Origin of the sequence: Pseudomonas sp. SbOxS1 (genome assembly GCF_013416725.1) — a bacterium.
Taxonomy (GTDB): domain Bacteria; phylum Pseudomonadota; class Gammaproteobacteria; order Pseudomonadales; family Pseudomonadaceae; genus Aquipseudomonas.
On the sequence record NZ_JAAVXC010000002.1, the window covers coordinates 708,653 to 729,367 of the forward strand.

The window sequence follows — 20,715 nt, forward strand, 5'->3', positions numbered from 1 at the left end:
GATTCTGCTCAGAAAAGGTGCGTCATGCAGCCCTTCGTAATTGCTCCGTCGATTCTTTCCGCCGACTTCGCCCGCCTGGGCGAAGAAGTGGACAACGTCCTGGCCGCTGGCGCCGACTTCGTGCACTTCGATGTCATGGACAACCACTACGTACCGAACCTGACCATCGGCCCGATGGTCTGCTCGGCGCTGCGCAAGTACGGCGTGACCGCGCCGATCGACGCGCACCTGATGGTCAGCCCGGTGGATCGCATCGTCGGTGACTTCATCGAAGCCGGCGCGACCTACATCACCTTCCACCCGGAAGCCACCCAGCACGTCGACCGCTCCCTGCAACTGATCCGTGAAGGCGGCTGCAAGTCGGGCCTGGTGTTCAACCCGGCGACGCCGCTGGACGTGCTCAAGTACGTGATGGACAAGGTCGACATGATCCTGCTGATGAGCGTCAACCCGGGCTTCGGCGGGCAGAAGTTCATCCCTGGCACCCTCGACAAGCTGCGTGAGGCGCGGGCGCTGATCGACGCGTCGGGTCGTGACATTCGCCTGGAAATCGACGGCGGCGTCAACGTGAACAACATTCGTGAAATCGCTGCGGCGGGCGCCGACACCTTCGTTGCTGGTTCGGCGATCTTCAATGCACCGAACTATCAGGAAGTGATTGAAAAAATGCGTTCCGAACTGGCGTTGGCTCGCCCATGAGTGGCTTTGAGCAGCTGTTCCCGGGGCGCTTGCCACGGCTGGTGATGTTCGATCTGGATGGCACCTTGGTCGACTCGGTCCCGGACCTGGCGGTGGCTGTGGACAAGATGCTGCTCAAGCTCGGTCGCGCACCGGCAGGTATCGAGGCGGTGCGTGAATGGGTGGGTAATGGCGCGCCGGTGCTGGTGCGCCGAGCCCTGGCCGGCGGTATCGACCATTCGACGGTCGATGACGCCGAGGCCGACAGTGCGCTGGAGATTTTCATGCAGGCCTATGCCGATAGCCATGGCTTGACCGTGGTCTACCCCGGTGTGCGCGATACCCTGAAATGGCTGCAAAAGCAGGGTGTCGAGATGGCGCTGATCACCAACAAGCCGGAGCGCTTCGTCGCGCCGCTGCTGGATCAGATGAAGATCGGCCGATATTTCAAGTGGATCATCGGTGGCGACACCCTGCCACAGAAAAAGCCCGACCCGGCTGCGCTGTTTTTCGTGATGAAGATGGCCAATATCCCGGCCTCGCAATCCTTGTTCGTCGGCGACTCGCGCAGCGATGTGCAGGCGGCGAAAGCGGCGGGGGTCAAGTGTGTGGCCTTGAGCTACGGCTATAACCACGGGCGTCCGATCGCCGAAGAATTGCCGGCCCTGGTGATCGACGACCTGCGTAAGCTAATTCCCGGTTGCCTGGACCCGGCCGCTGAGATAACGTTGGCCGACGCTGTTCAACCCCCTTCTGGAAACGCCATCGTGGTGGTCACTCGCAAACTCTGGATGAAAGTCATCAAGGCCCTGGCCCGCTGGCGTTGGCGCGCCTGACTGATCCTGGCCGGTTGTCCGGCGCGTTTGCATACCTGACTGTTTGACCCTCAAGCCACGAGGCACCTCATGATCCGCGAAGAATTCCTGCGTTTGGCCGCTGCCGGCTATAACCGCATCCCGCTTGCCTGCGAAACCCTGGCCGACTTCGACACGCCGCTGTCGATCTACCTGAAACTGGCCGACGAGCCCAATTCCTATTTGCTGGAGTCGGTGCAGGGCGGTGAGAAGTGGGGCCGATACTCGATCATCGGCCTGCCGTGCCGCACCGTGCTGCGGGTGCATGACCATCACGTCAGCGTGACCATCGACGGTGTCGAGACTGAAAGCCACGATGTAGAAGACCCACTGGCCTTCGTCGAAGCCTTCAAGGCGCGTTACAACGTGCCGACCATCGCCGGCCTTCCGCGCTTCAACGGCGGCTTGGTGGGCTATTTCGGTTATGACTGCGTACGTTATGTGGAAAAGCGTTTGGGCAAATGCCCGAACCCGGACCCGCTGGGCGTACCGGACATCCTGCTGATGGTGTCCGACGCCGTGGTGGTGTTCGACAACCTCGCCGGCAAGATGCACGCCATCGTCCTGGCCGACCCGGCGCAGGCAGACGCCTTCGAACAAGGTCGCGCGCGCCTGGAAGCGTTGCTGGAAAAACTCCGTCAGCCAATCACCCCGCGCCGCGGCCTGGATTTCAGCAAGCAGCAGGCGGCTGACCCGGTGTTCCGCTCCAGCTTCACCCAGAACGATTACGAAAAAGCCGTCGACACCATCAAGGAGTACATCCTGGCCGGTGACTGCATGCAGGTCGTGCCGTCCCAGCGCATGTCGATCGATTTCAAGGCAGCACCCATCGATCTGTACCGGGCGTTGCGTTGCTTCAACCCGACGCCTTACATGTACTTCTTCAACTTCGGCGACTTCCACGTTGTCGGCAGTTCGCCGGAAGTGCTGGTGCGGGTCGAAGACAACCTGATCACCGTACGCCCGATCGCCGGCACCCGCCCACGCGGGGCCAACGAAGAGGCCGATGTGGCACTGGAAAAAGACCTGCTGTCGGACGACAAGGAAATCGCCGAGCACCTGATGCTGATCGACCTGGGCCGCAACGACACCGGTCGGGTCTCGGAGATCGGTTCGGTGAAACTCACCGAGAAAATGGTCATCGAGCGTTACTCCAACGTGATGCACATCGTGTCCAACGTCACCGGTCAACTGAAGGCCGGCCTGACGGCGATGGACGCACTGCGTGCGATCCTGCCGGCGGGCACCCTGTCCGGCGCACCGAAGATCCGCGCGATGGAAATCATCGACGAACTGGAACCGGTCAAGCGCGGTGTCTACGGCGGCGCCGTCGGCTACTTCGCCTGGAACGGCAACATGGACACCGCCATCGCGATCCGTACGGCGGTGATCAAGAACGGCGAACTGCATGTGCAGGCCGGTGGTGGCATCGTCGCCGACTCGGTGCCGGCGCTGGAATGGGAAGAAACCCTGAACAAACGCCGCGCGATGTTCCGCGCCGTTGCCCTGGCGGAACAAACCCCAGACCTGTAGGAGCGAGCTTGCTCGCGAAGAGGCCGGCACAGCCAACATTGATTTAGCCTGATCCACCGCTATCGCGAGCAGGCTCGCTCCCACAATGGCTTCACCCGCATAAAAAAATCGCGGCGCCCGTAAAGGCGCCGCGTTTTTATATATTTGCTGTTTGCTTGATCAGAAGTCCAGTGCGACCCCAACGGAAATCCCTTGCTGGGTAAAGTCATCATCCTTGCGAAAGGTGTACCCGCCACGTAACGCAAGATCGGTCGTCAGCTTGTGGCTGACCCCCAGGCTAACCCGATTCAAATGGCTCTGTGGTGTATAGCCAGCAAGTGTGAAGTCGAGGGACGGCAAGCTATTGAGGGCGATGTTCACCTTCTGCACGTCATCTTCATACTCTCGCTCGTAGGCGTATTCGCCAAACACCTGGGTCTGCGAGGTGATCTGGTACTTACCCTGCAGCCCGGCACCGAGACGTTTCGAATCGCGCTTCTGATCATCAAAGGTCAGCGCCGTGGAGCGACTGGTATTTTCCGAGTAACCGTCGACTTCCACTTTGGCGTAATCGGCGCTGATGAACGGCGACAGGTGCCACTCACTGCCCGGCTGCGCAATGTCATAGCCCAGGCGTGTGCTGAAGGCCCAGAGATAGCCGTCGGTGTCACCTTTCTCCGCACCTTCACCGGCGCCTAGATCGAATTTGCGTTTGAGATCGTCGTAATCCAGCTTGCCGCCGGTCAATGCGGCATCGGCCCACCACCGGTTCTGCTGGAACTGGGCGAATGCCGTGGCCAGGTAGCTGTTGAGCTTGTAGTCCGAATCGTTGTTGCCTGCCTCCAGATTCTGGCGGTAGAAGCCTGCCGCCACACCCACGCGCCAGGCTTCGTTGAGGCGATAGCTGCCGCCGATGTTCAAGCTGTAGCCGTTGCCATCGGCATCGGCACCGCTGCTTTGGTGGTCCACATCGAGATGCTGGCCACCCCCGGCCACGATGGCCCGCCATTGGCCGACCGCCTGCCAGCTCTCCCAGTCGGATTGCCATTGGCTGCGCAGTTCATCCTGATGCGCGCGTAGCGTGGCGTGGGCCATTTCTGGCAGCAGCGTCAGCTCCCAGGGCGCAGCGAGCAAGGAATAGGCGTAGTCGGACACCAGCTTTTGCCCGGCTTCGGTCGGATGAACCCCATCGTTATAGACCAGCTGGCTGGGGTCCGGGGTGGCGCTGTTGATGCCAAAGGTGGCGTTTTCGGTGCAGCCGTCACCGCTGAAGCAAGTCGCCGTCAGGTTCTGGACGGTAGCAAAACCGAATCTTGCTGGGTCGGCGAAGGTTTCCTGCAGCAACAGCGGAATGTTCAACGGAATGATTTGGGCATCGATGCCCGCCAGCCGAGTGACCAGTTGCCGATTGAAGGCCGCGCTCAATTGCGAGGTAGGTCCCTGTAGAGGAGTGCCATTGATGGCAGGTGTCAGGCCCAGGTCAGGCAACAGCCAGACCATGATGTACCGGGCGCCGGCCGATTGCAGAACCTGAACGCTGTTGGCCAGTCGGTCCGCCGCGGCATTCGCCTGGGCGCCACTTTGCACACGTCCCTGAAGAAAGTCGTTACCGCCGCCGGAGAGGTAATACAGCGCGTTCGGATCGGCGCGGAAATTGTTGGTTGGCAAATAGCCCGCTCGTGCACGTTCGCCCGTGGCGGATAACGTAGTGATTGAATCGAGGATCTGATCGGTGCGGTAGCCGCCGACGGCCCAGTTGTTACCATCGGGCAGGCCCTGGGCGGCGCGTGCGGCTGAAGTCGAAGCGGCGGTCTGGTCATCCGAGAAGCCAAGCCTGCCCCCAAGCAGCTGGGTTGAGTTGGCGGAATAGACTTCGCCGCTGCCGTCCTGATAGGTCGGTCCGGTCCGATTGGTGAAGCGCAGGGTCGAGCCGGGAGGGCCGCCCGCGTCGGTAAACTGCCCCGCATCGTTGAGGCTGTCACCGAAGACGATGAAGCTCGAATAAGGATTGGGCGCCGCGATCGCCTGTGCGCAGGCCATGGCGAGCAAGCAACCGGCAAGCGGTGCAAACAGCGTCTGTCTGATCATTAGCAAGTCCGTTTGTTTATTGTTTTAGTGGGTGAAACGACAGTGCCAAAAAACTATAGAGCCTGATGCCATTCGGCGCGAACCTGGCGAATGTTTCACTCGCTTCGATCGCCCCATATTGCACGCTCTGCCCAGCTAAGTTACTGTGCCAAGACGTATAAATGAGACCTTCCCCGTGTTGATCGTCAGCAAACTCCTGGATCAAGTCATCAAGGCACACGCCCGCTGGCGTTGGCGCGCCTGAATCCTTCTGCCGGCCCGGCCGGATCTTTACCGCTTCGCCTTCTTTACTCGCAAGACATTGCCCTTTGCTTCGCGATTCCAGCGATCGCCAAAGTGCAGGACGCTGCGGGTAAATCATTCGAAGGCTGTATCAAGTCAGTGAATTCAAGAGGTTCCTAACGCCATGTTGCTGATGATCGATAACTACGACTCTTTTACCTACAACGTTGTGCAATACCTTGGTGAGCTGGGCTCCCAGGTCAAAGTCGTGCGCAACGATGAACTCACGGTTGCCCAAATCGAAGCCCTCAATCCTGAGCGCATCGTCGTCTCTCCCGGTCCTTGCACCCCGACCGAAGCGGGCGTATCGATTGATGTCATCAAGCACTTCGCCGGCAAACTGCCGATTCTCGGCGTCTGCCTGGGCCATCAGTCCATCGGCCAGGCCTTTGGTGGCGATGTGGTTCGTGCACGCCAGGTCATGCACGGCAAGACCAGCCCGGTATTCCACGAAGACAAAGGAGTCTTCGAAGGCCTGAACATGCCGCTGACGGTCACCCGCTATCATTCATTGATCGTCAAGCGCGAAACCTTGCCTGATTGCCTCGAGCTGACCGCCTGGACCCAATTGGAAGACGGCTCGGTCGACGAAATCATGGGCCTGCGCCACAAGACCCTGAACATCGAAGGCGTGCAGTTCCACCCTGAGTCGATCCTTACCGAACAGGGTCACGAGCTGTTTGCCAACTTCCTCAAACAAACCGGCGGCACGCGCTAAGGACTTATCATGAATATCAAGACAGCCCTGGGCCGGATCGTCGAGCAGCTCGACCTCAGCACCGATGAAATGCGCGACGTGATGCGCGAAATCATGACCGGCCAATGCACGGACGCGCAGATCGGCGCGTTCATGATGGCCATGCGCATGAAGAGCGAAAGCATCGACGAAATCGTCGGTGCGGTGTCGGTCATGCGAGAGCTGGCGGACAAGGTCGAACTCAAGACCCTCGACGGTGTAGTCGATGTGGTCGGCACTGGCGGTGACGGTGCCAACATCTTCAACGTGTCAACCGCGTCCTCCTTCGTGGTCGCGGCAGCCGGTTGCACAGTGGCCAAGCACGGCAACCGCGCGGTCTCGGGCAAAAGCGGCAGTGCCGATTTGCTGGAAGCGGCCGGTATCTACCTGAACCTGAGCCCGGTCCAGGTGGCGCGCTGCATCGATAACGTCGGCATTGGTTTCATGTTTGCCCAGACTCATCACAGTGCCATGAAATACGCCGCCGGCCCGCGCAAGGAGCTTGGCTTGCGTACTCTGTTCAACATGCTTGGCCCGCTTACGAATCCGGCCGGCGTGAAACATCAGGTAGTGGGTGTCTTCACCCAGGCGTTGTGCCGACCGCTTGCTGAAGTGTTGCAACGTTTGGGCAGCAAACATGTACTGGTGGTGCATTCGAAGGATGGCCTGGACGAGTTCAGCTTGGCCGCGCCGACCTTTGTCGCGGAACTGAAAAACGACCAGATCACCGAGTATTGGGTCGAGCCGGAAGATCTAGGCATGAAGAGCCAGAGCCTGCATGGCCTGGCGGTGGAAAGCCCGGCGGCGTCCCTGGAGCTGATCCGCGACGCCTTGGGTAAGCGCAAGACCGAAAACGGTCAGAAAGCTGCCGAAATGATCATGCTCAATGCCGGTGCCGCGCTGTATGCGGCCGACCATGCCAGCAGCCTGAAAGAAGGCGTCGCCCTGGCGCACGATGCGCTGCACACCGGCCTCGCTCGGGAAAAACTCGAGGAGCTGGGTGCATTTACCGCGGTATTCAAAGTGGAGAATGAGGGATGAGTGTACCGACGGTTCTGGAAAACATTCTGGCCCGCAAAGTTCAGGAAGTCGCCGAGCGTAGCGCCCGTGTGAGCCTGAGCGAGCTGGAAAGTCTGGCCAAGGCGGCCGATGCACCCCGTGGTTTTGCCAAGGCTTTGCTGGCTCAGGCCAAGCTGAAAGAGCCGGCAGTCATTGCTGAAATCAAGAAAGCTTCGCCGAGCAAAGGCGTGATCCGCGAGAACTTCGTTCCCGCCGATATCGCCAAGAGCTACGAGAAGGGCGGTGCGACCTGCCTGTCGGTACTCACCGATATCGATTACTTCCAGGGTGCCGACCTGTACCTGCAGCAGGCCCGCGCGGCGTGCAAGCTGCCGGTGATCCGCAAGGACTTCATGATCGATCCGTACCAGATCGTCGAAGCTCGTGCCCTCGGCGCCGACTGCGTGCTGTTGATCGTCTCCGCCCTGGACGACGTGAAAATGGCCGAGCTGGCGGCCGTGGCCAAAAGCGTCAACCTCGATGTGCTGGTGGAAGTCCACGATGGCGATGAGCTGGAGCGGGCCTTGAAAACCCTCGACACGCCGCTGGTTGGCATCAACAACCGCAACCTGCACACCTTCGAAGTCAGCCTGGAAACCACCCTCGACCTGTTGCCGCGTATCCCTCGCGATCGTCTGGTGATCACTGAAAGCGGCATCCTCAATCGCGCCGATGTCGAGTTGATGGAAATCAGCGACGTCTACGCGTTCCTGGTTGGCGAGGCGTTCATGCGCGCCGAAAATCCGGGCACTGAACTGCAACGTCTGTTCTTCCCTGAGCGCGGTATTCCTGTTAGCGGTTCTACGCTCGACTAAAAAAGCATCGCGAGCAAGCTCGCTCCTACAGGGTTTGAGGGTGTCCATGTGCTGCCGAAATCAACTGTAGGAGCGAGCCTGCTCGCGATAGCGGCATAAGAAACACCACAGACTTATTGTCTTACGGAGTAACTTGTGACCTCAGCTATTTCTCTGACCATCGAAGCCGGCCTGCAGGCCGAACAGGATCTGTTGGCATCGGTCTGTGCCGGCGACGCGGAGTTCGGCCTGTTGTTCTGGCAGCCGAGCGATCGGGCGTTGGTCATGCCACGCCGTTTGAATCGCTTACCGGGTTTCGAACACGCCTGCGAAGTCTCCGCTGCTGCCGGCTGGCCGGTGCTATTGCGCGAAACTGGTGGTGAACCGGTGCCGCAATCCGCTTCGACGATCAACATCGCCCTGGTTTACGCGCCGCCGCGCAGTGAAGGGGATCTGAACCGCATCGAGACCGGCTACCGACGTCTGTGCGATCCGATCTGCCAGTTGCTGGATGAGCTGGGGGGCACTTCGTCCCTGGGCGAAATCGACGGTGCGTTCTGTGATGGCCGCTTCAACGTCAATCTGGATGGTCGCAAGATGGTCGGGACTGCCCAGCGCTGGCGCCAGAGCCAGGGTGGTCAGCGTCCGGTCGGGCTGGTGCATGGTGCGATGTTGCTGGATAACGAGCGCGAGTCGATGGTCGCAGCGGTCAATCGCTTCAATGAGGCCTGCGGTCTGGAGCAGCGGGTGCGCGCTGAAAGCCACATCGCCTTGCATGAGAAGTTCACCGCGCCGGATGCGCTGGAACGTCTTGATGGGCTCTACCGGCAAATGCTCGCGCAGATGTTCAACGGCTAAGTTGACGAGCTTAGCGCGTACCGAAGACCACCATGGTCTTGCCTTTGACATCCACCAGGTTGCGCTCTTCCAGGTCCTTGAGTACACGTCCGACCATCTCCCGGGAACAGCCGACGATCCGTCCGATTTCCTGACGGGTCACCTTGATCTGCATGCCGTCGGGATGGGTCATGGCGTCTGGCTGCTTGCACAGTTCAAGCAGGCAGCGGGCGACGCGACCGGTGACGTCGAAAAACGCCAGGTCACCGACCTTGCGGGTGGTGTTGCGCAGGCGTTGTGCGATTTGTCCGCTTAGTACGTAAAGAATGTCCGGGTCCTGCTGCGACAATTCGCGGAATTTCGCGTAGCTGATTTCCGCCACTTCGCATTCGACCTTGGCCCGCACCCAGGCGCTGCGTTCCTGTTCGTGGCCGGCCTGCTCAAACAGACCCAACTCACCGAAAAAGTCCCCGGCGTTCAGGTAGGCGATGATCATTTCCCGGCCATCGTCGTCTTCGATCAGGATCGTGACCGAACCCTTGATGATGAAGAACAGCGTCTCCGAGCGGTCACCGGCACAAATGATGTTGCTCTTGGCCTGATAGCGACGGCGCTGGCAATGCATCAACAGCTTGTCGAGGTTTTTCATCTTGGGGGTGGGGGCAATAGCAACCATGGTTGTATCCCGAAAAGACTGCACGGTGTGTTGGGTTTGTTATGAATTGCGGAAATCGCGGCACAGCTGGCCAGGCGCCAGCGAATTGGCGCCAGCTTACCAGACACTTCTTGCAATATTCGAGATTTTACCTACAGCGCCGATGGTTATGTCCTAGGACGCCAATCACTGTCAATCACGGGGCCTGTGCTAAGCTGGCGACCCTTTTTTAGACAGTGGAGTCTTGGCGATGAAGGCACGCATCCAATGGGCTGGCGAAGCCATGTTCCTCGGCGAATCCGGCAGCGGTCATGTCGTGGTCATGGACGGTCCGCCCGATGCCGGCGGCCGTAACCTGGGTGTTCGGCCGATGGAAATGCTCCTGCTGGGTGTAGGCGGTTGCAGCAATTTCGATGTGGTCAGCATCCTCAAGAAGTCCCGTCAGGCGGTCGAGAGCTGCGAGGCGTTCCTGGAAGCCGAGCGCGCGACTGAAGATCCGAAGGTTTTCACCAAGATCCACATGCATTTTGTGGTCAAGGGGCGTGGCCTGAAGGAGGCGCAGGTCAAGCGCGCCATCGAACTGTCCGCTGAAAAGTATTGCTCGGCTTCGATCATGCTGGGTGCGGCAGGTGTAGAGATCACTCACGACTACGAGATCATCGAGCTGGGTTGAATCGACATCAAAAAAAAGGCGACTACCTCACGGTAGTCGCCTTTTTTTGTTTCTGGTGCAGCACCCGATGTGGGCGCTCGCCGGCTTGCGAAGACGTCAGATTCGATAAGTGCTCTTGGTCATGACCTTGGCCATCAAGCTCATGCCGAACTTCACCGGTGCCGGAAAGCGGAAACCGCCAGCCTCCAGTGCGCTTTCGGCATGCTGTTCTTCATCGATGCGCATCTGCTCGAGAATCGCCCGGGATTTTTCATCCTCGGCCGGCAATTGCTCCAGGTGTTCATTCAAGTGCTTGCACACCTGATCTTCCGTCGCTGCGACAAAACCCAGGCTGACTTTGTCGCTGATCAGGCCTGCAACAGCACCTATGCCAAACGACATGCCATAGAACAGCGGATTGAGAATGCTGGTGTGGCTGCCCAACTGATGGATGCGTTGCTCACACCACGCCAGATGATCGACTTCTTCTTCGGCGGCGTGCTCCATCGCGATGCGCACTTGCGGCAGCTTGGCAGTCAGGGCCTGCCCTTGGTACAGCGCCTGGGCGCAGACTTCACCGGTATGGTTGATGCGCATCAGCCCGGCAACGTGGCGGGTGTCTTCATCGCTCAATTTTGTATCGGGCTGCACGATGGCAGGCGACGGGCGGTAGGGCTGGCCGCTGAAGGGCAGCAGGGTCCGCATCGCGGCATCGGCTTGCAGCAGAAGGCGATCAATCGGCGAGTAGTGACGTTGGGTAGTCATGCTGACCTCCGGAGGAATCTCGGCGGCCAGTTTAACCCAATCGGCCGGGTAAGGTTTGCGTTGGGTCATTACGACGCAGGCTGCCCTTGTAGGAGCCAGGCTTGCCGGCGAAGAATGATAACGCGGTCTGCTTGAATGACCGTGTCGCCTCTTTCGCGGGCAAGCCTCGCTCCTACAAGGGATGATATGAATCAGCCCGGCGGCCAGTGCATCTGGCGCTGACCCAGCACATGCATATGAATGTGGTAGACAGTCTGCCCACCTTCTTCATTGCAGTTCATGACAACGCGGAAACCTTTTTCGCAACCCAGTTCCAGGGCCAGGCGCTGGGCGGTGAACAGGATGTGTCCAGCCAGGGCCTTGTCGTCCTCGGTCAGGTCGTTCAAGGTGCGTACCGGCTTCTTCGGAACCACCAGGAAGTGCACCGGTGCCTGTGGGGCGATGTCGTGGAAGGCCAGTACCTGGTCGTCCTCGTAAATGATCTTCGCCGGGATTTCCCGGTTGATGATCTTGGTGAACAGAGTATCCACAGCTGTTTTCTCCGTTGTTTGGGTTGGCCCGAGTGTACCCATGGAGGGTGTACCCGCCCAGTGTTTTACCGTAAGACGCTTCAGCGCGGGCAGTGAGCCTTGATGACCATGCCGGTGACTGTCCTGATCAGCCAGCGCGAGCCGAACCGGGGCAGGGTGGCGAACCAGCGGTTGCGCCGCCCGGGGATGATGATTGCGCGATTTTTCTCCAGGGCCCGCACGGTATAGAGCGCGACTTCCTCCGGACTCATCAGCATTTTACTGTTGGCCAGTTTGTCGTTGTTCAGTTGCGCGGTGCGGAAAAATGCCGTGCGAGTCGGGCCGGGGCAGAGCACCGAGACCTTGACCGCGCATTTTTTCAGCTCGACCCGCAGGGCTTCGGAAAAGTGCAGCACATAGGCCTTGCTGGCGTAGTAAGTACTCATCCATGGGCCGGGCTGGAATGCCGCGACCGAAGCAACGTTCAGAATTTGACCGCCACCCTGCAGCGCCATGCTGTTACCAATGGCATGGCACAGGCGAGTGAGTGCCAGGATGTTCACTTCGATCAGGTCCTGCTCGGTCATCCAGTCCTGGGCCAGGAACGGGCCGCAAGTGCCGATGCCGGCGCAGTTGACCAGCAGGTCGATCTGCCGGTCACCTTCCTCCAGCTCCAGCAGGAAGCCCGACAGGCGCAGCGGCTCGCCCAGATCGCAGGCACGGAACAACACTTCCACGCCAAAACGTTGGGTCAGTTCAATTGCAATGCTTTCCAGCTGATCACGCTGTCGAGCCACCAGAATCAGGCTGCGGCCGCGCCGGGCCAGCGCTTCGGCCATCGCCAGGCCGATGCCGCTGGAAGCGCCAGTGATCAGAGCGTAACGGGTCATGCCAATCTCCATCGCAACAGCTCCGCGCCGCGACGCAGGTGTCACGGGCGGGGAGCGCTGTTCATTCTTTCGCAGAGTCTACAGGGGGTGGGGCTTGTTCGGCTGCCTCGGTTGGCGAATTTGCTTGCGGTTGGACTTCGACATCGATTTCGTCGGTGGTCATCGAGCCGCTTTGGTAACTGCTCTCAAGGGAGTCTTCATACCCTTGCTGGATTGTCGAGATTCCACCCACCATCGCACCGACGGCAAATAACCCGATAAAGACAATCCACAATGCGCACAAAACCTTGACCGCCGTGCTGTTGGGCGGAGGAGGCGGGCCATAGCGGTTATCGCCGGCGTTGCCCGGCATGACCATGATCACCAGCGGGAAGAAACTGCCTACGAACGGAACCAGGTTGAGGAGCCAGAGCCAGCCGGACCAGCCTATATCGTGCAAGCGCTGGATGCTGAACAGAACACTGACCACCAGGAACGCCATGAACAGGAAGAAGGCGAAGATGCCGCCGATGATCAGCCCGTTGGTGGAATTGCCGCTGACCAGCCCCAGGCCGATGAGCGCAAATACGCCGACGATGGGCAGGGTCACCAGGCTCAGCACCATCGTCCACGCCAGAAAGCGCAGGCGTCCGATGCGCCCTTCGACGCCGAAGGGTTTGAGTGCGGCGAACTCAGGCAATTTTTCGCCGACGCGGGCCTGTGGCGGCGAATAAGGGGATTGTGGTTCTGCCACGGCGACAGGATCGTGGACATCCGCCAGGTCAAGCTCGATCGAAGGTTCCATCTCGATCCGGGCATCGATGCCAGTGTTTGTCAGGGCTTGGAGATAGGTCTGCGCATCAGCCTGAGACAGGTCGCGCTTGAGTGCTACCGGTCGACCATTGAACAAGCGCTCGATGGCGCTGACATCGCTCTTGAACAGCGCCGCGAGATTGAGTTTGGCGGTGTTGATATCAACACCCGGCAACAGTGTGCCGTCGAACACGATCTTGTAACGGTTTTCGCTCATCGCCCAGGCATCCTTGTCACGAGTCATCGATACGAATGGCCAGCCGCGGCTGGCCCGGTTGTTCAGCGCGGCCAGTGTTGGCGCAGTTGCGCTGCTTGTTCCTGTGCCTTGCGGTACTCGTCGTCGAGGCGTGCGACCAACTGCTCGACGCTCGGCAAGTCATCGATTTCACCGACGCCCTGGCCCGCGGACCACACGGTTTTCCAGGCTTTGGCTTCATCGCTGATGGGTTTTAGTTTGGAGCCGAAATTCACCTCTCCCTTGTTTTGTAGCGCTGCCATGTCGAATCCGGCGGCTTCCAGGCTCTGGCGCATGAAACTTGCCGGTACACCCGACACCGCTGGAGTATGGATGATGTCTGCGGCTCTGGATGTCAGCAGCATCTCTTTGTAGGCATCAGGCGCGTGACTTTCTGCGGTGCCGATAAAGCGTGTGCCGAAGTAGGCCAGGTCTGCACCGAGCAATTGCGCGGCGAGAATTTCGTGGCCGTGATTCAGGCACCCGGCCAGCAATAGCGTCTTGTCGAAGAACTGGCGGATCTCGGCGATCAGTGAGAACGGACTCCAAGTGCCGGCATGTCCACCCGCACCCGCCGCAACGGCAATCAGCCCGTCCACGCCCGCCTCGGCGGCTTTCTCGGCATGGCGACGGGTCGTCACATCATGGAACACCAGGCCACCATAGCCGTGGACCGCGTCGACGAGTTCCTTCACGGCGCCGAGGCTGGTGATCACGATCGGGACCTTGTGTTCAATGCAGATGTCCAGGTCCGCCTGCAGTCGCGGATTGCTGTTGTGAACGATCAGGTTCACTGCATAGGGAGCGGGATTCTCCAATGTCGCCAACCCGGCTTCGATTTCTTCCAGCCAGGCCTTGAAGCCACTGCTCTCGCGTTGATTCAGCGCCGGAAAACTGCCCACTACGCCATTGCGACAGCAGGCAAGCACCAGTTGCGGGTTGGAAATCAGGAACATCGGCGCAGCCACTACGGGCAAACGCAAGCGTTGTTCAAGCAGAGCGGGCAGCGACATTGGAAGTACCCCGGTGAGTAGTATCTATTGGGTTTAGAACGGCCGAACGACAACCAGAATTACGATCGCCAGCAATATCAGAACCGGCACTTCATTGAACCAGCGATAAAAGACATGGCTGCGGGTGTTTTCGCCACGGGCAAAGCGCTTTACCTGCGCACCACACATATGGTGGTAGCCGATCAGCAGCACGACCAGAGTCAATTTGGCGTGTATCCAGCCACCTTGGCTGAAGATGCCTGGATTGAGGTAGATGAGCCAGCCACCGAAGATGAGCGTGGCGATCATCGAGGGTCCCATGATGCCCCGGTACAGCTTGCGCTCCATGATGCTGAAGCGTTCCTTGCTGACGGTGTCTTCGCTTTGGGCATGGTAGACGAACAGGCGCGGCAGGTAGAACAGGCCGGCAAACCAGCAGACGACGCTGATGATGTGGAAAGCTTTGAGCCACAGATAAAGCATTTTTGGTTATTCCCAGGTTCACGGTGTAGCCGGATAGTAGAGGCTTGAGGCTCCGCACGTCACCTTGCCGGTTGTCGCAGGACGATACGGGCCCTATTATCGACGGCTTTCCAGTGGGTTCGTTGAGGGCAGGTTTATGGTAAAGGTCGGTATCGTCGGCGGCACGGGTTACACCGGTGTCGAACTGTTGCGTCTGTTGGCGCAGCATCCGCAAGCTGAAGTGGTGGTGATCACTTCCCGATCCGAGGCCGGCCTGGCCGTGGCCGACATGTACCCGAACCTGCGAGGCCACTACGACGGCCTGGCGTTCAGTGTTCCGGACATCAAGACTCTAGGTGCGTGCGACGTGGTGTTCTTCGCAACCCCTCACGGCGTTGCACATGCCCTGGCGGGTGAACTGCTGGCGGCCGGCACCAAGGTCATCGACCTGTCTGCGGATTTCCGCCTGCAGGATGCCGAGGAATGGGCCAAGTGGTACGGCCAGCCGCATGGCGCCCCGGAGTTGCTGGACGAAGCGGTCTACGGCTTGCCGGAAGTCAATCGCGAGCAGATCAAGAAAGCGCGTCTGATTGCAGTCCCTGGTTGCTACCCGACCGCCACGCAGTTGGGTTTCCTGCCATTGCTCGAAGCGGGCCTGGCCGATGCGTCGCGCCTGATCGCCGACTGCAAGTCCGGCGTCAGCGGCGCCGGTCGTGGTGCTGCCGTCGGTTCGCTGTACTCCGAGACATCGGAAAGCATGAAGGCTTACGCCGTCAAAGGGCACCGCCACCTGCCGGAAATTCGCCAGGGGCTGCGTCGTGCCGCGGGCAAGGACGTTGGCCTGACCTTCGTGCCGCACCTGACCCCGATGATCCGTGGTATTCACTCCACGCTCTACGCAACCGTCGTGGATCGCTCGGTGGATCTGCAGGCGCTGTTTGAAAAACGTTATGCCAACGAACCGTTCGTCGACGTCATGCCTGCCGGCAGCCACCCGGAAACCCGCAGCGTGCGCGGCGCCAACGTGTGCCGTATTGCCGTGCACCGCCCTCAGGACGGTGACCTGGTGGTCGTGTTGTCGGTGATCGACAACCTGGTCAAAGGTGCGTCGGGTCAGGCCGTGCAGAACATGAACATCCTGTTTGGCCTGGATGAACGCCTGGGTCTGTCCCACGCGGGCATGTTGCCGTAAGGCTGCATCGCACACAGCAAAAAGGCCCGTTGAACGGGCCTTTTTGCATTCAGGGCGGGCGACTGGATTGGTTGATATACCATAACAATAGTTGACCGCTTTTCTAGGAGAAGCGGATAATGCGCGTCATCACGCAATATGACGGCGTAACGCCGGGAGATAGTCAGCATGAGCGTCGAATCCTTCACCCCCACGGCTTTGCAATTCACCCACGGTGCCGCGCACAAGGTGAAGAGCCTGGTCGATGAAGAGGGGAATGATCGCTTGAAGCTGCGCGTATTCGTTACGGGCGGCGGTTGTTCAGGTTTTCAGTACGGCTTCACTTTCGATGAGGAAGTGGCCGATGACGACACCATCGTCGAGCGCGAAGGTGTGAGTCTGGTTGTCGATCCGATGAGCTTTCAGTACCTGGCAGGAGCCGAGGTGGATTACCAGGAAGGTCTGGAAGGCTCGCGTTTCGTCATCAAGAACCCGAACGCGACCACCACCTGTGGTTGTGGCTCTTCGTTCTCGATCTGATCAGCGCGTCTGTATCATCAAAACGCCGCATGGTCCCAGGGCCCTGCGGCGTTTTGCTGTCCGGCATTCAGGCGGGGTAGATGGCGCCGAGTACGCGCAGCCCGCGGGCGCCGGTGACGCTCGGGCGATTGGCCGCGATCCCTTCCAGGCAGCAATGGGCCAGCCAGGCGAAGGCCATGGCTTCGACCCAGTCCGGGTCTACACCGTGAGTGGCGGTACTGCTGACCGTCGCATTCGGTAGCAGGCAGGCCAGGCGCTTCATCAATGCGCCGTTGTGCGCGCCACCGCCGCAGACCAGCAGCTCCCGAGTATCTGCCTGGGCACTGCGCAGCGATTCGACGATGGTCAATGCCGTCAGTTCCAGCAGCGTTGCCTGAACATCCTCGGCGGCGAAGGCCGGCAGCGCTGCCAGATGCCGGGTCAGCCATGGCAGGTTGAAGACTTCCCGGCCGGTACTCTTCGGGCCCTTTGTCACAAAGAACGGGTCGCTGAGCAGTGCCTTCAACAGTACCGGTTCAATCTTGCCGCTGGCAGCCCATTGGCCATCACGATCATAGTTGTCACCGCGCTGTTGGTGGATCCAGGCATCCAGCAATACGTTGCCCGGGCCGCAGTCGAAACCTGCGACAGGCTTGCCGGGTTCAATCAGGCTGAGGTTGCTGAAGCCACCTACGTTCAGCACGGCGCGGTTGCCGGACTGTTCTTCAAAAAGCGCTTCATGGAAGGCTGGAACCAGTGGCGCGCCTTGCCCGCCAGCGGCGACGTCGCGGCTGCGGAAATCACTGACTACCGTGATGCCGGTGAGCTCGGTCAGCAAGGCCGGATTACCGATTTGCACCGTGAAGCCACGCGCGGGTTCATGGCGAATAGTCTGGCCATGGCTGCCAATCGCGCGAATGTCTTCAGGCTTGAGGTGCTGTTGGGCAAGGAGGGCATTAACCCCCTGCGCCGCCAGCTTCACCCAGTTCTGTTGGGCGATGGCGGAGCGGGCAATTTCGTCCGGACCGCTGGCGCACAAGCCAAGCAACTCGGCGCGCAGGGAGTCGGGCATCGGGATGTAGTGGGTGGCGATCAGCCTGATCGCCGGTGCTTGCTCGATCAGCGCTATGTCCAAGCCATCAAGGCTGGTCCCGGACATCACACCTATATAGAGCGCCATGGCCTAGCGCTTGGCCGAAGCCAGCTGGGTGGCTTTTTCCTGGTCCATGCGGGCCATCAGTGGCTGGCTCTGCGCCAGGAAGCGGGCGCGTTCGGCTTTGGAAATCGGGTCGGCCATTGCTACTTTCTGGCCCAGCGGATCGACGTGTACGCCATTGACCTGGAACTCGTAATGCAAGTGCGGACCGGTGGAAAGGCCGGTAGTGCCGATGTAGCCGATGACCTGGCCTTGTTTGACAGTGCCTCCAGTCTTGACGCCTTTGGCGAAGCCTTGCATGTGGCCGTACAGGGTGCGGTAGGTATTGCCGTGCTGCAGGATTACGGTGTTGCCGTAACCGCCGCGGCGGCCTGCCAGCAATACTTTGCCGTCACCGGCCGCCTTGATTGGCGTGCCGCGCGGCGCTGCGTAGTCCACGCCTTTGTGGGCGCGAATCTTGTTCAGGATCGGGTGCTTGCGGCCCATGGAGAATTTCGAGCTGATGCGGGCGAAGTCCACCGGGGTACGGATGAATGCCTTGCGCATGCTGTTGCCATCAGCCGTGTAATAGCTGCTGTTGCCTTGCTTGTCGGTATAGCGCACGGCGGTGTAGGTCTTGCCGCGGTTGGTGAAGCGCGCGGACAGGATCGGGCCGTCGCCGACCGCTTTGCCGTTGACCACTTTCTGTTCATAGATCACATCGAACTGGTCGCCCTGGCGAATATCCTGGGCAAAGTCGACGTCGTAGCCAAACACGCTGGCCATGTCCATGGTCATACGATGCGACAGGCCTGCACGTGCAGCGGACTGTGACAGCGAGCTGTTGATCACGCCATGCACGTAGGCAGAGCGCACGGTGGGCTTGGCGGTAACGCGGTTGAAGCTGTAACCCTTGACGTTCTTGGTCAGGGTGATGGTTTCGAGGTCGCTGACCTTGCTGTGCAGGCTGGTCAGCTGGCCGTCCGGACCCAGTTCGAATTCGAGTTTCTGTCCATGCTTGAGTTGGCTGAATTGCTTGGCCTGTTTGTCGCTGGCCAGCAAGTCATGCACGGAAGTGGCTGGAAGGCCTACTTTTTCGAACAGCGTGGAGAGCGTATCGCCTTTGCTGACGATCACTTCCCTGTGATTTGGCGCCTTCTTTTCTTCGGCAACAGGTACAGGTACTGCTGCAGGAACTGGTGCGGCTTGAGCTGTTTCCTGGGGCTCTGGTGCGCTGTCCTCGATCTGTGCAAAAGGAGACTCGACCGGCTCATTTGTGGCTTGGACGGCGTTAGTAGCGTCTTGTTCTTGTGTCAGTTGTTCAGCAGGGCTTTCCAGTTCAAGACTCAGGGTTGTCTTTTTGGCTTCGACATCACTGGAAGGAAATACCAGAAGCGCCAGGCTCAGCAGGGCGGCAATGCCGCTCGCTGCGAGCAGGTGGGTTTTCGGGTAAAGCGGTGGCGCTTTAGACGATTCTTTGGTCATAAGTAGTGTTTTGACTTTGAAAAAGATGAATTGGAAAAGATGAATGACATGATGAAGATGAAATAACTGTATAAAATATAACCAAATCATCCCTGAAGCAAGTCCGTGGACACCCTAGTCAGCGGATTGGCGTCATTGTGCCGGCCAAACTTTGTATTTGGCGCGCGATCTTGTATGGTTGGTCCCCTTTGAATTCGAGCCTTGCGGGTCTGTTATGAAGTCGGTTGAAGAGCAGCTAGCGCTGATTAAACGTGGTGCGGAAGAACTGTTGGTCGAGTCCGAGCTGATCGAAAAGCTCAAGCGTGGCCAGCCGCTGCGTATCAAGGCCGGCTTCGACCCGACCGCCCCGGATTTGCACCTGGGCCACACCGTGCTCATCAACAAGCTGCGCCAGTTCCAGGAGCTGGGTCACCAGGTGATCTTCCTGATTGGCGACTTCACCGGGATGATCGGCGATCCGAGCGGCAAGAGTGCAACGCGTCCTCCGCTGACCCGTGAGCAGGTGCTCGACAACGCCGAGACCTACAAGACCCAGGTGTTCAAGATTCTCGATCCGGCCAAAACCGAAGTGGCATTCAACTCCACCTGGATGGATCAGATGGGGCCGGCCGACTTCATCCGCCTGACTTCGCAGTACACCGTGGCTCGCATGCTTGAGCGCGATGACTTCGACAAGCGCTACACGACCAATCAGCCGATCGCCATTCACGAGTTCCTGTATCCGCTGGTCCAGGGTTACGACTCGGTCGCCTTGCGCGCGGATGTCGAGCTGGGCGGCACCGACCAGAAGTTCAACCTGTTGATGGGGCGTGAGCTGCAGCGTGGTTACGGCCAGGAAGCCCAGTGCATTCTGACCATGCCATTGCTCGAAGGTCTGGATGGCGTGAAGAAGATGTCCAAGTCCTTGGGCAACTACGTGGGTATCCAGGAAGCGCCGGGCGTGATGTACAGCAAGCTGGTCTCCATTCCGGATGCGCTGATGTGGCGTTACTTCGAGCTGCTCAGCTTCCGTTCCATGGATGAGATCAATGCGTTCCGCGCCGATGTCGAGGCGGGTGCCAATCCGCGTGACATCAAGATCAAGCTGGCTGAAGAGATCGTTGCCCGTTTCCATGGTGAGGAGGCTGCGGCCAATGCCCATCGTGCGGCCGGTAACCGTATGAAGGATGGCGAACTGCCGGATGATCTGCCTGAGATCGAATTGACTGCTGCCGAGGATATGCCGATCGCTGCCGTCCTTAATAAAGCTGGCCTGGTGAAGAACTCGGCTGTGGCGCGTGATCTGCTCGGTTCCGGTGGCGTGCGCATCGATGGCGAGGTGGTTGATCGCTCCTTTATATACGTACTGGGTGCGACCCACGTTTGCCAGGCTGGCAAGAAGGCATTTGCGCGCATTACGCTCAAATCGGAATAAAGCTGAAAGAAAGGGTTGACGGCGAATTTTAGAAGCCTATAATTCGCCCCACTTCCGGCGCAGTCGAAACGGAAAACTCCTTGGTAAACAATGAGTTACGCAGTTTTCGGCGGCAGGTTGCTTCAGTTCATCGAAGCCAAAAGGAAGTTGAAAAAGAGGTGTTGACAGCAGCGTGTAACGCTGTAGAATTCGCCTCCCG

At 59.4% G+C, this 20,715-nt stretch carries 21 protein-coding genes; 11 read left to right on the forward strand and 10 right to left on the reverse strand.

What is annotated here, in order from left to right; translation table 11 throughout:
• Positions 1-24 precede the first annotated feature (24 nt).
• From rpe to trpE, 3 genes are all read left to right on the forward strand, one after another.
• Positions 25-699 (forward strand): ribulose-phosphate 3-epimerase, encoded by a 675-nt coding sequence (gene rpe / locus HFK74_RS04145; protein WP_008061583.1) that lies wholly within the window; start codon positions 25-27, stop codon positions 697-699.
• Positions 696-1,514, forward strand: a complete 819-nt coding sequence (locus HFK74_RS04150; protein WP_180202452.1) for a phosphoglycolate phosphatase — start codon at positions 696-698, stop codon at positions 1,512-1,514. Before rpe ends, HFK74_RS04150 begins: the two co-directional genes overlap by 4 nt.
• 69 nt (positions 1,515-1,583) lie before the next feature.
• Positions 1,584-3,065, forward strand: a complete 1,482-nt coding sequence (gene trpE / locus HFK74_RS04155) for an anthranilate synthase component I (protein WP_180202453.1) — start codon at positions 1,584-1,586, stop codon at positions 3,063-3,065.
• Between the two features lie 159 nt (positions 3,066-3,224).
• On the opposite strand, the gene estP is transcribed toward trpE, so the two are convergent.
• Positions 3,225-5,132: an esterase EstP gene (estP, locus tag HFK74_RS04160; protein ID WP_180202454.1), complete on the reverse strand. Its 1,908-nt coding sequence runs from the start codon at positions 5,130-5,132 to the stop codon at positions 3,225-3,227.
• Between the two features lie 406 nt (positions 5,133-5,538).
• Between estP and HFK74_RS04165 the strand changes: the two genes are divergently transcribed.
• The 4 genes from HFK74_RS04165 to HFK74_RS04180 all read left to right on the forward strand — a co-directional run bounded on the left by HFK74_RS04165 (position 5,539) and on the right by HFK74_RS04180 (position 8,861).
• Entirely contained in the window at positions 5,539-6,132 is a 594-nt protein-coding gene (locus tag HFK74_RS04165) for an aminodeoxychorismate/anthranilate synthase component II (protein WP_008061592.1), read from the forward strand.
• A 9-nt stretch (positions 6,133-6,141) separates the two neighbouring features.
• Positions 6,142-7,191 (forward strand): anthranilate phosphoribosyltransferase, encoded by a 1,050-nt coding sequence (gene trpD / locus HFK74_RS04170; RefSeq protein WP_180202455.1) that lies wholly within the window; start codon positions 6,142-6,144, stop codon positions 7,189-7,191.
• The gene (gene trpC, locus HFK74_RS04175) at positions 7,188-8,024 is read left to right on the forward strand and encodes an indole-3-glycerol phosphate synthase TrpC (RefSeq protein WP_180202456.1); all 837 of its coding nucleotides are present in this window, start codon (positions 7,188-7,190) and stop codon (positions 8,022-8,024) included. Before trpD ends, trpC begins: the two co-directional genes overlap by 4 nt.
• 135 nt (positions 8,025-8,159) lie before the next feature.
• Positions 8,160-8,861, forward strand: coding sequence for a lipoate--protein ligase family protein (locus HFK74_RS04180; RefSeq protein WP_180202457.1), 702 nt, complete (start codon positions 8,160-8,162; stop codon positions 8,859-8,861).
• A gap of 10 nt (positions 8,862-8,871) precedes the next feature.
• Here the strand turns inward: HFK74_RS04180 and crp are convergent, their stop codons facing one another.
• Positions 8,872-9,516, reverse strand: coding sequence for a cAMP-activated global transcriptional regulator CRP (gene crp / locus HFK74_RS04185; RefSeq protein WP_008061599.1), 645 nt, complete (start codon positions 9,514-9,516; stop codon positions 8,872-8,874).
• 229 nt (positions 9,517-9,745) lie between these two features.
• Between crp and HFK74_RS04190 the strand changes: the two genes are divergently transcribed.
• Positions 9,746-10,168, forward strand: a complete 423-nt coding sequence (locus tag HFK74_RS04190; protein WP_008061600.1) for an OsmC family protein — start codon at positions 9,746-9,748, stop codon at positions 10,166-10,168.
• A 96-nt stretch (positions 10,169-10,264) separates the two neighbouring features.
• Here the strand turns inward: HFK74_RS04190 and coq7 are convergent, their stop codons facing one another.
• The 6 genes from coq7 to hemJ all read right to left on the reverse strand — a co-directional run bounded on the left by coq7 (position 10,265) and on the right by hemJ (position 14,813).
• The gene (gene coq7 / locus HFK74_RS04195) at positions 10,265-10,912 is read right to left on the reverse strand and encodes a 2-polyprenyl-3-methyl-6-methoxy-1,4-benzoquinone monooxygenase (protein ID WP_180202458.1); all 648 of its coding nucleotides are present in this window, start codon (positions 10,910-10,912) and stop codon (positions 10,265-10,267) included.
• Positions 10,913-11,103: 191 nt separating this feature from the next.
• Complete coding sequence (locus HFK74_RS04200; RefSeq protein WP_007986008.1) at positions 11,104-11,442, reverse strand: histidine triad nucleotide-binding protein; 339 nt, start codon at positions 11,440-11,442, stop codon at positions 11,104-11,106.
• Positions 11,443-11,522: 80 nt separating this feature from the next.
• Positions 11,523-12,311 (reverse strand): SDR family oxidoreductase, encoded by a 789-nt coding sequence (locus HFK74_RS04205; protein WP_180202459.1) that lies wholly within the window; start codon positions 12,309-12,311, stop codon positions 11,523-11,525.
• A 61-nt stretch (positions 12,312-12,372) separates the two neighbouring features.
• The gene (locus HFK74_RS04210; protein WP_180202460.1) at positions 12,373-13,320 is read right to left on the reverse strand and encodes a DUF805 domain-containing protein; all 948 of its coding nucleotides are present in this window, start codon (positions 13,318-13,320) and stop codon (positions 12,373-12,375) included.
• A gap of 62 nt (positions 13,321-13,382) precedes the next feature.
• Positions 13,383-14,351, reverse strand: coding sequence for a nitronate monooxygenase family protein (locus HFK74_RS04215; protein WP_180202461.1), 969 nt, complete (start codon positions 14,349-14,351; stop codon positions 13,383-13,385).
• A gap of 33 nt (positions 14,352-14,384) precedes the next feature.
• A complete protein-coding gene (hemJ, locus tag HFK74_RS04220) occupies positions 14,385-14,813 on the reverse strand; it encodes a protoporphyrinogen oxidase HemJ (RefSeq protein ID WP_180202462.1) in 429 nt (142 codons plus the stop codon).
• Positions 14,814-14,949: 136 nt separating this feature from the next.
• Between hemJ and argC the strand changes: the two genes are divergently transcribed.
• Positions 14,950-15,984 (forward strand): N-acetyl-gamma-glutamyl-phosphate reductase, encoded by a 1,035-nt coding sequence (gene argC, locus HFK74_RS04225; RefSeq protein ID WP_180202463.1) that lies wholly within the window; start codon positions 14,950-14,952, stop codon positions 15,982-15,984.
• A gap of 168 nt (positions 15,985-16,152) precedes the next feature.
• Positions 16,153-16,503, forward strand: a complete 351-nt coding sequence (gene erpA, locus HFK74_RS04230) for an iron-sulfur cluster insertion protein ErpA (protein WP_007906865.1) — start codon at positions 16,153-16,155, stop codon at positions 16,501-16,503.
• A 67-nt stretch (positions 16,504-16,570) separates the two neighbouring features.
• On the opposite strand, the gene HFK74_RS04235 is transcribed toward erpA, so the two are convergent.
• Positions 16,571-17,662, reverse strand: coding sequence for an anhydro-N-acetylmuramic acid kinase (locus HFK74_RS04235; protein WP_180202464.1), 1,092 nt, complete (start codon positions 17,660-17,662; stop codon positions 16,571-16,573).
• Between the two features lie 3 nt (positions 17,663-17,665).
• Positions 17,666-19,102 carry a peptidoglycan DD-metalloendopeptidase family protein gene (locus HFK74_RS04240; RefSeq protein WP_180202465.1) on the reverse strand — a complete coding sequence of 479 codons (1,437 nt, stop codon included), beginning with the start codon at positions 19,100-19,102 and terminating at the stop codon, positions 17,666-17,668.
• Between the two features lie 214 nt (positions 19,103-19,316).
• On the opposite strand from HFK74_RS04240, the gene tyrS reads away from it, so the two are divergent.
• On the forward strand, positions 19,317-20,516 hold the full coding sequence (gene tyrS, locus HFK74_RS04245; RefSeq protein WP_180202466.1) for a tyrosine--tRNA ligase: 1,200 nt from the start codon (positions 19,317-19,319) through the stop codon (positions 20,514-20,516).
• The last annotated feature ends 199 nt before the right edge of the window (positions 20,517-20,715 follow it).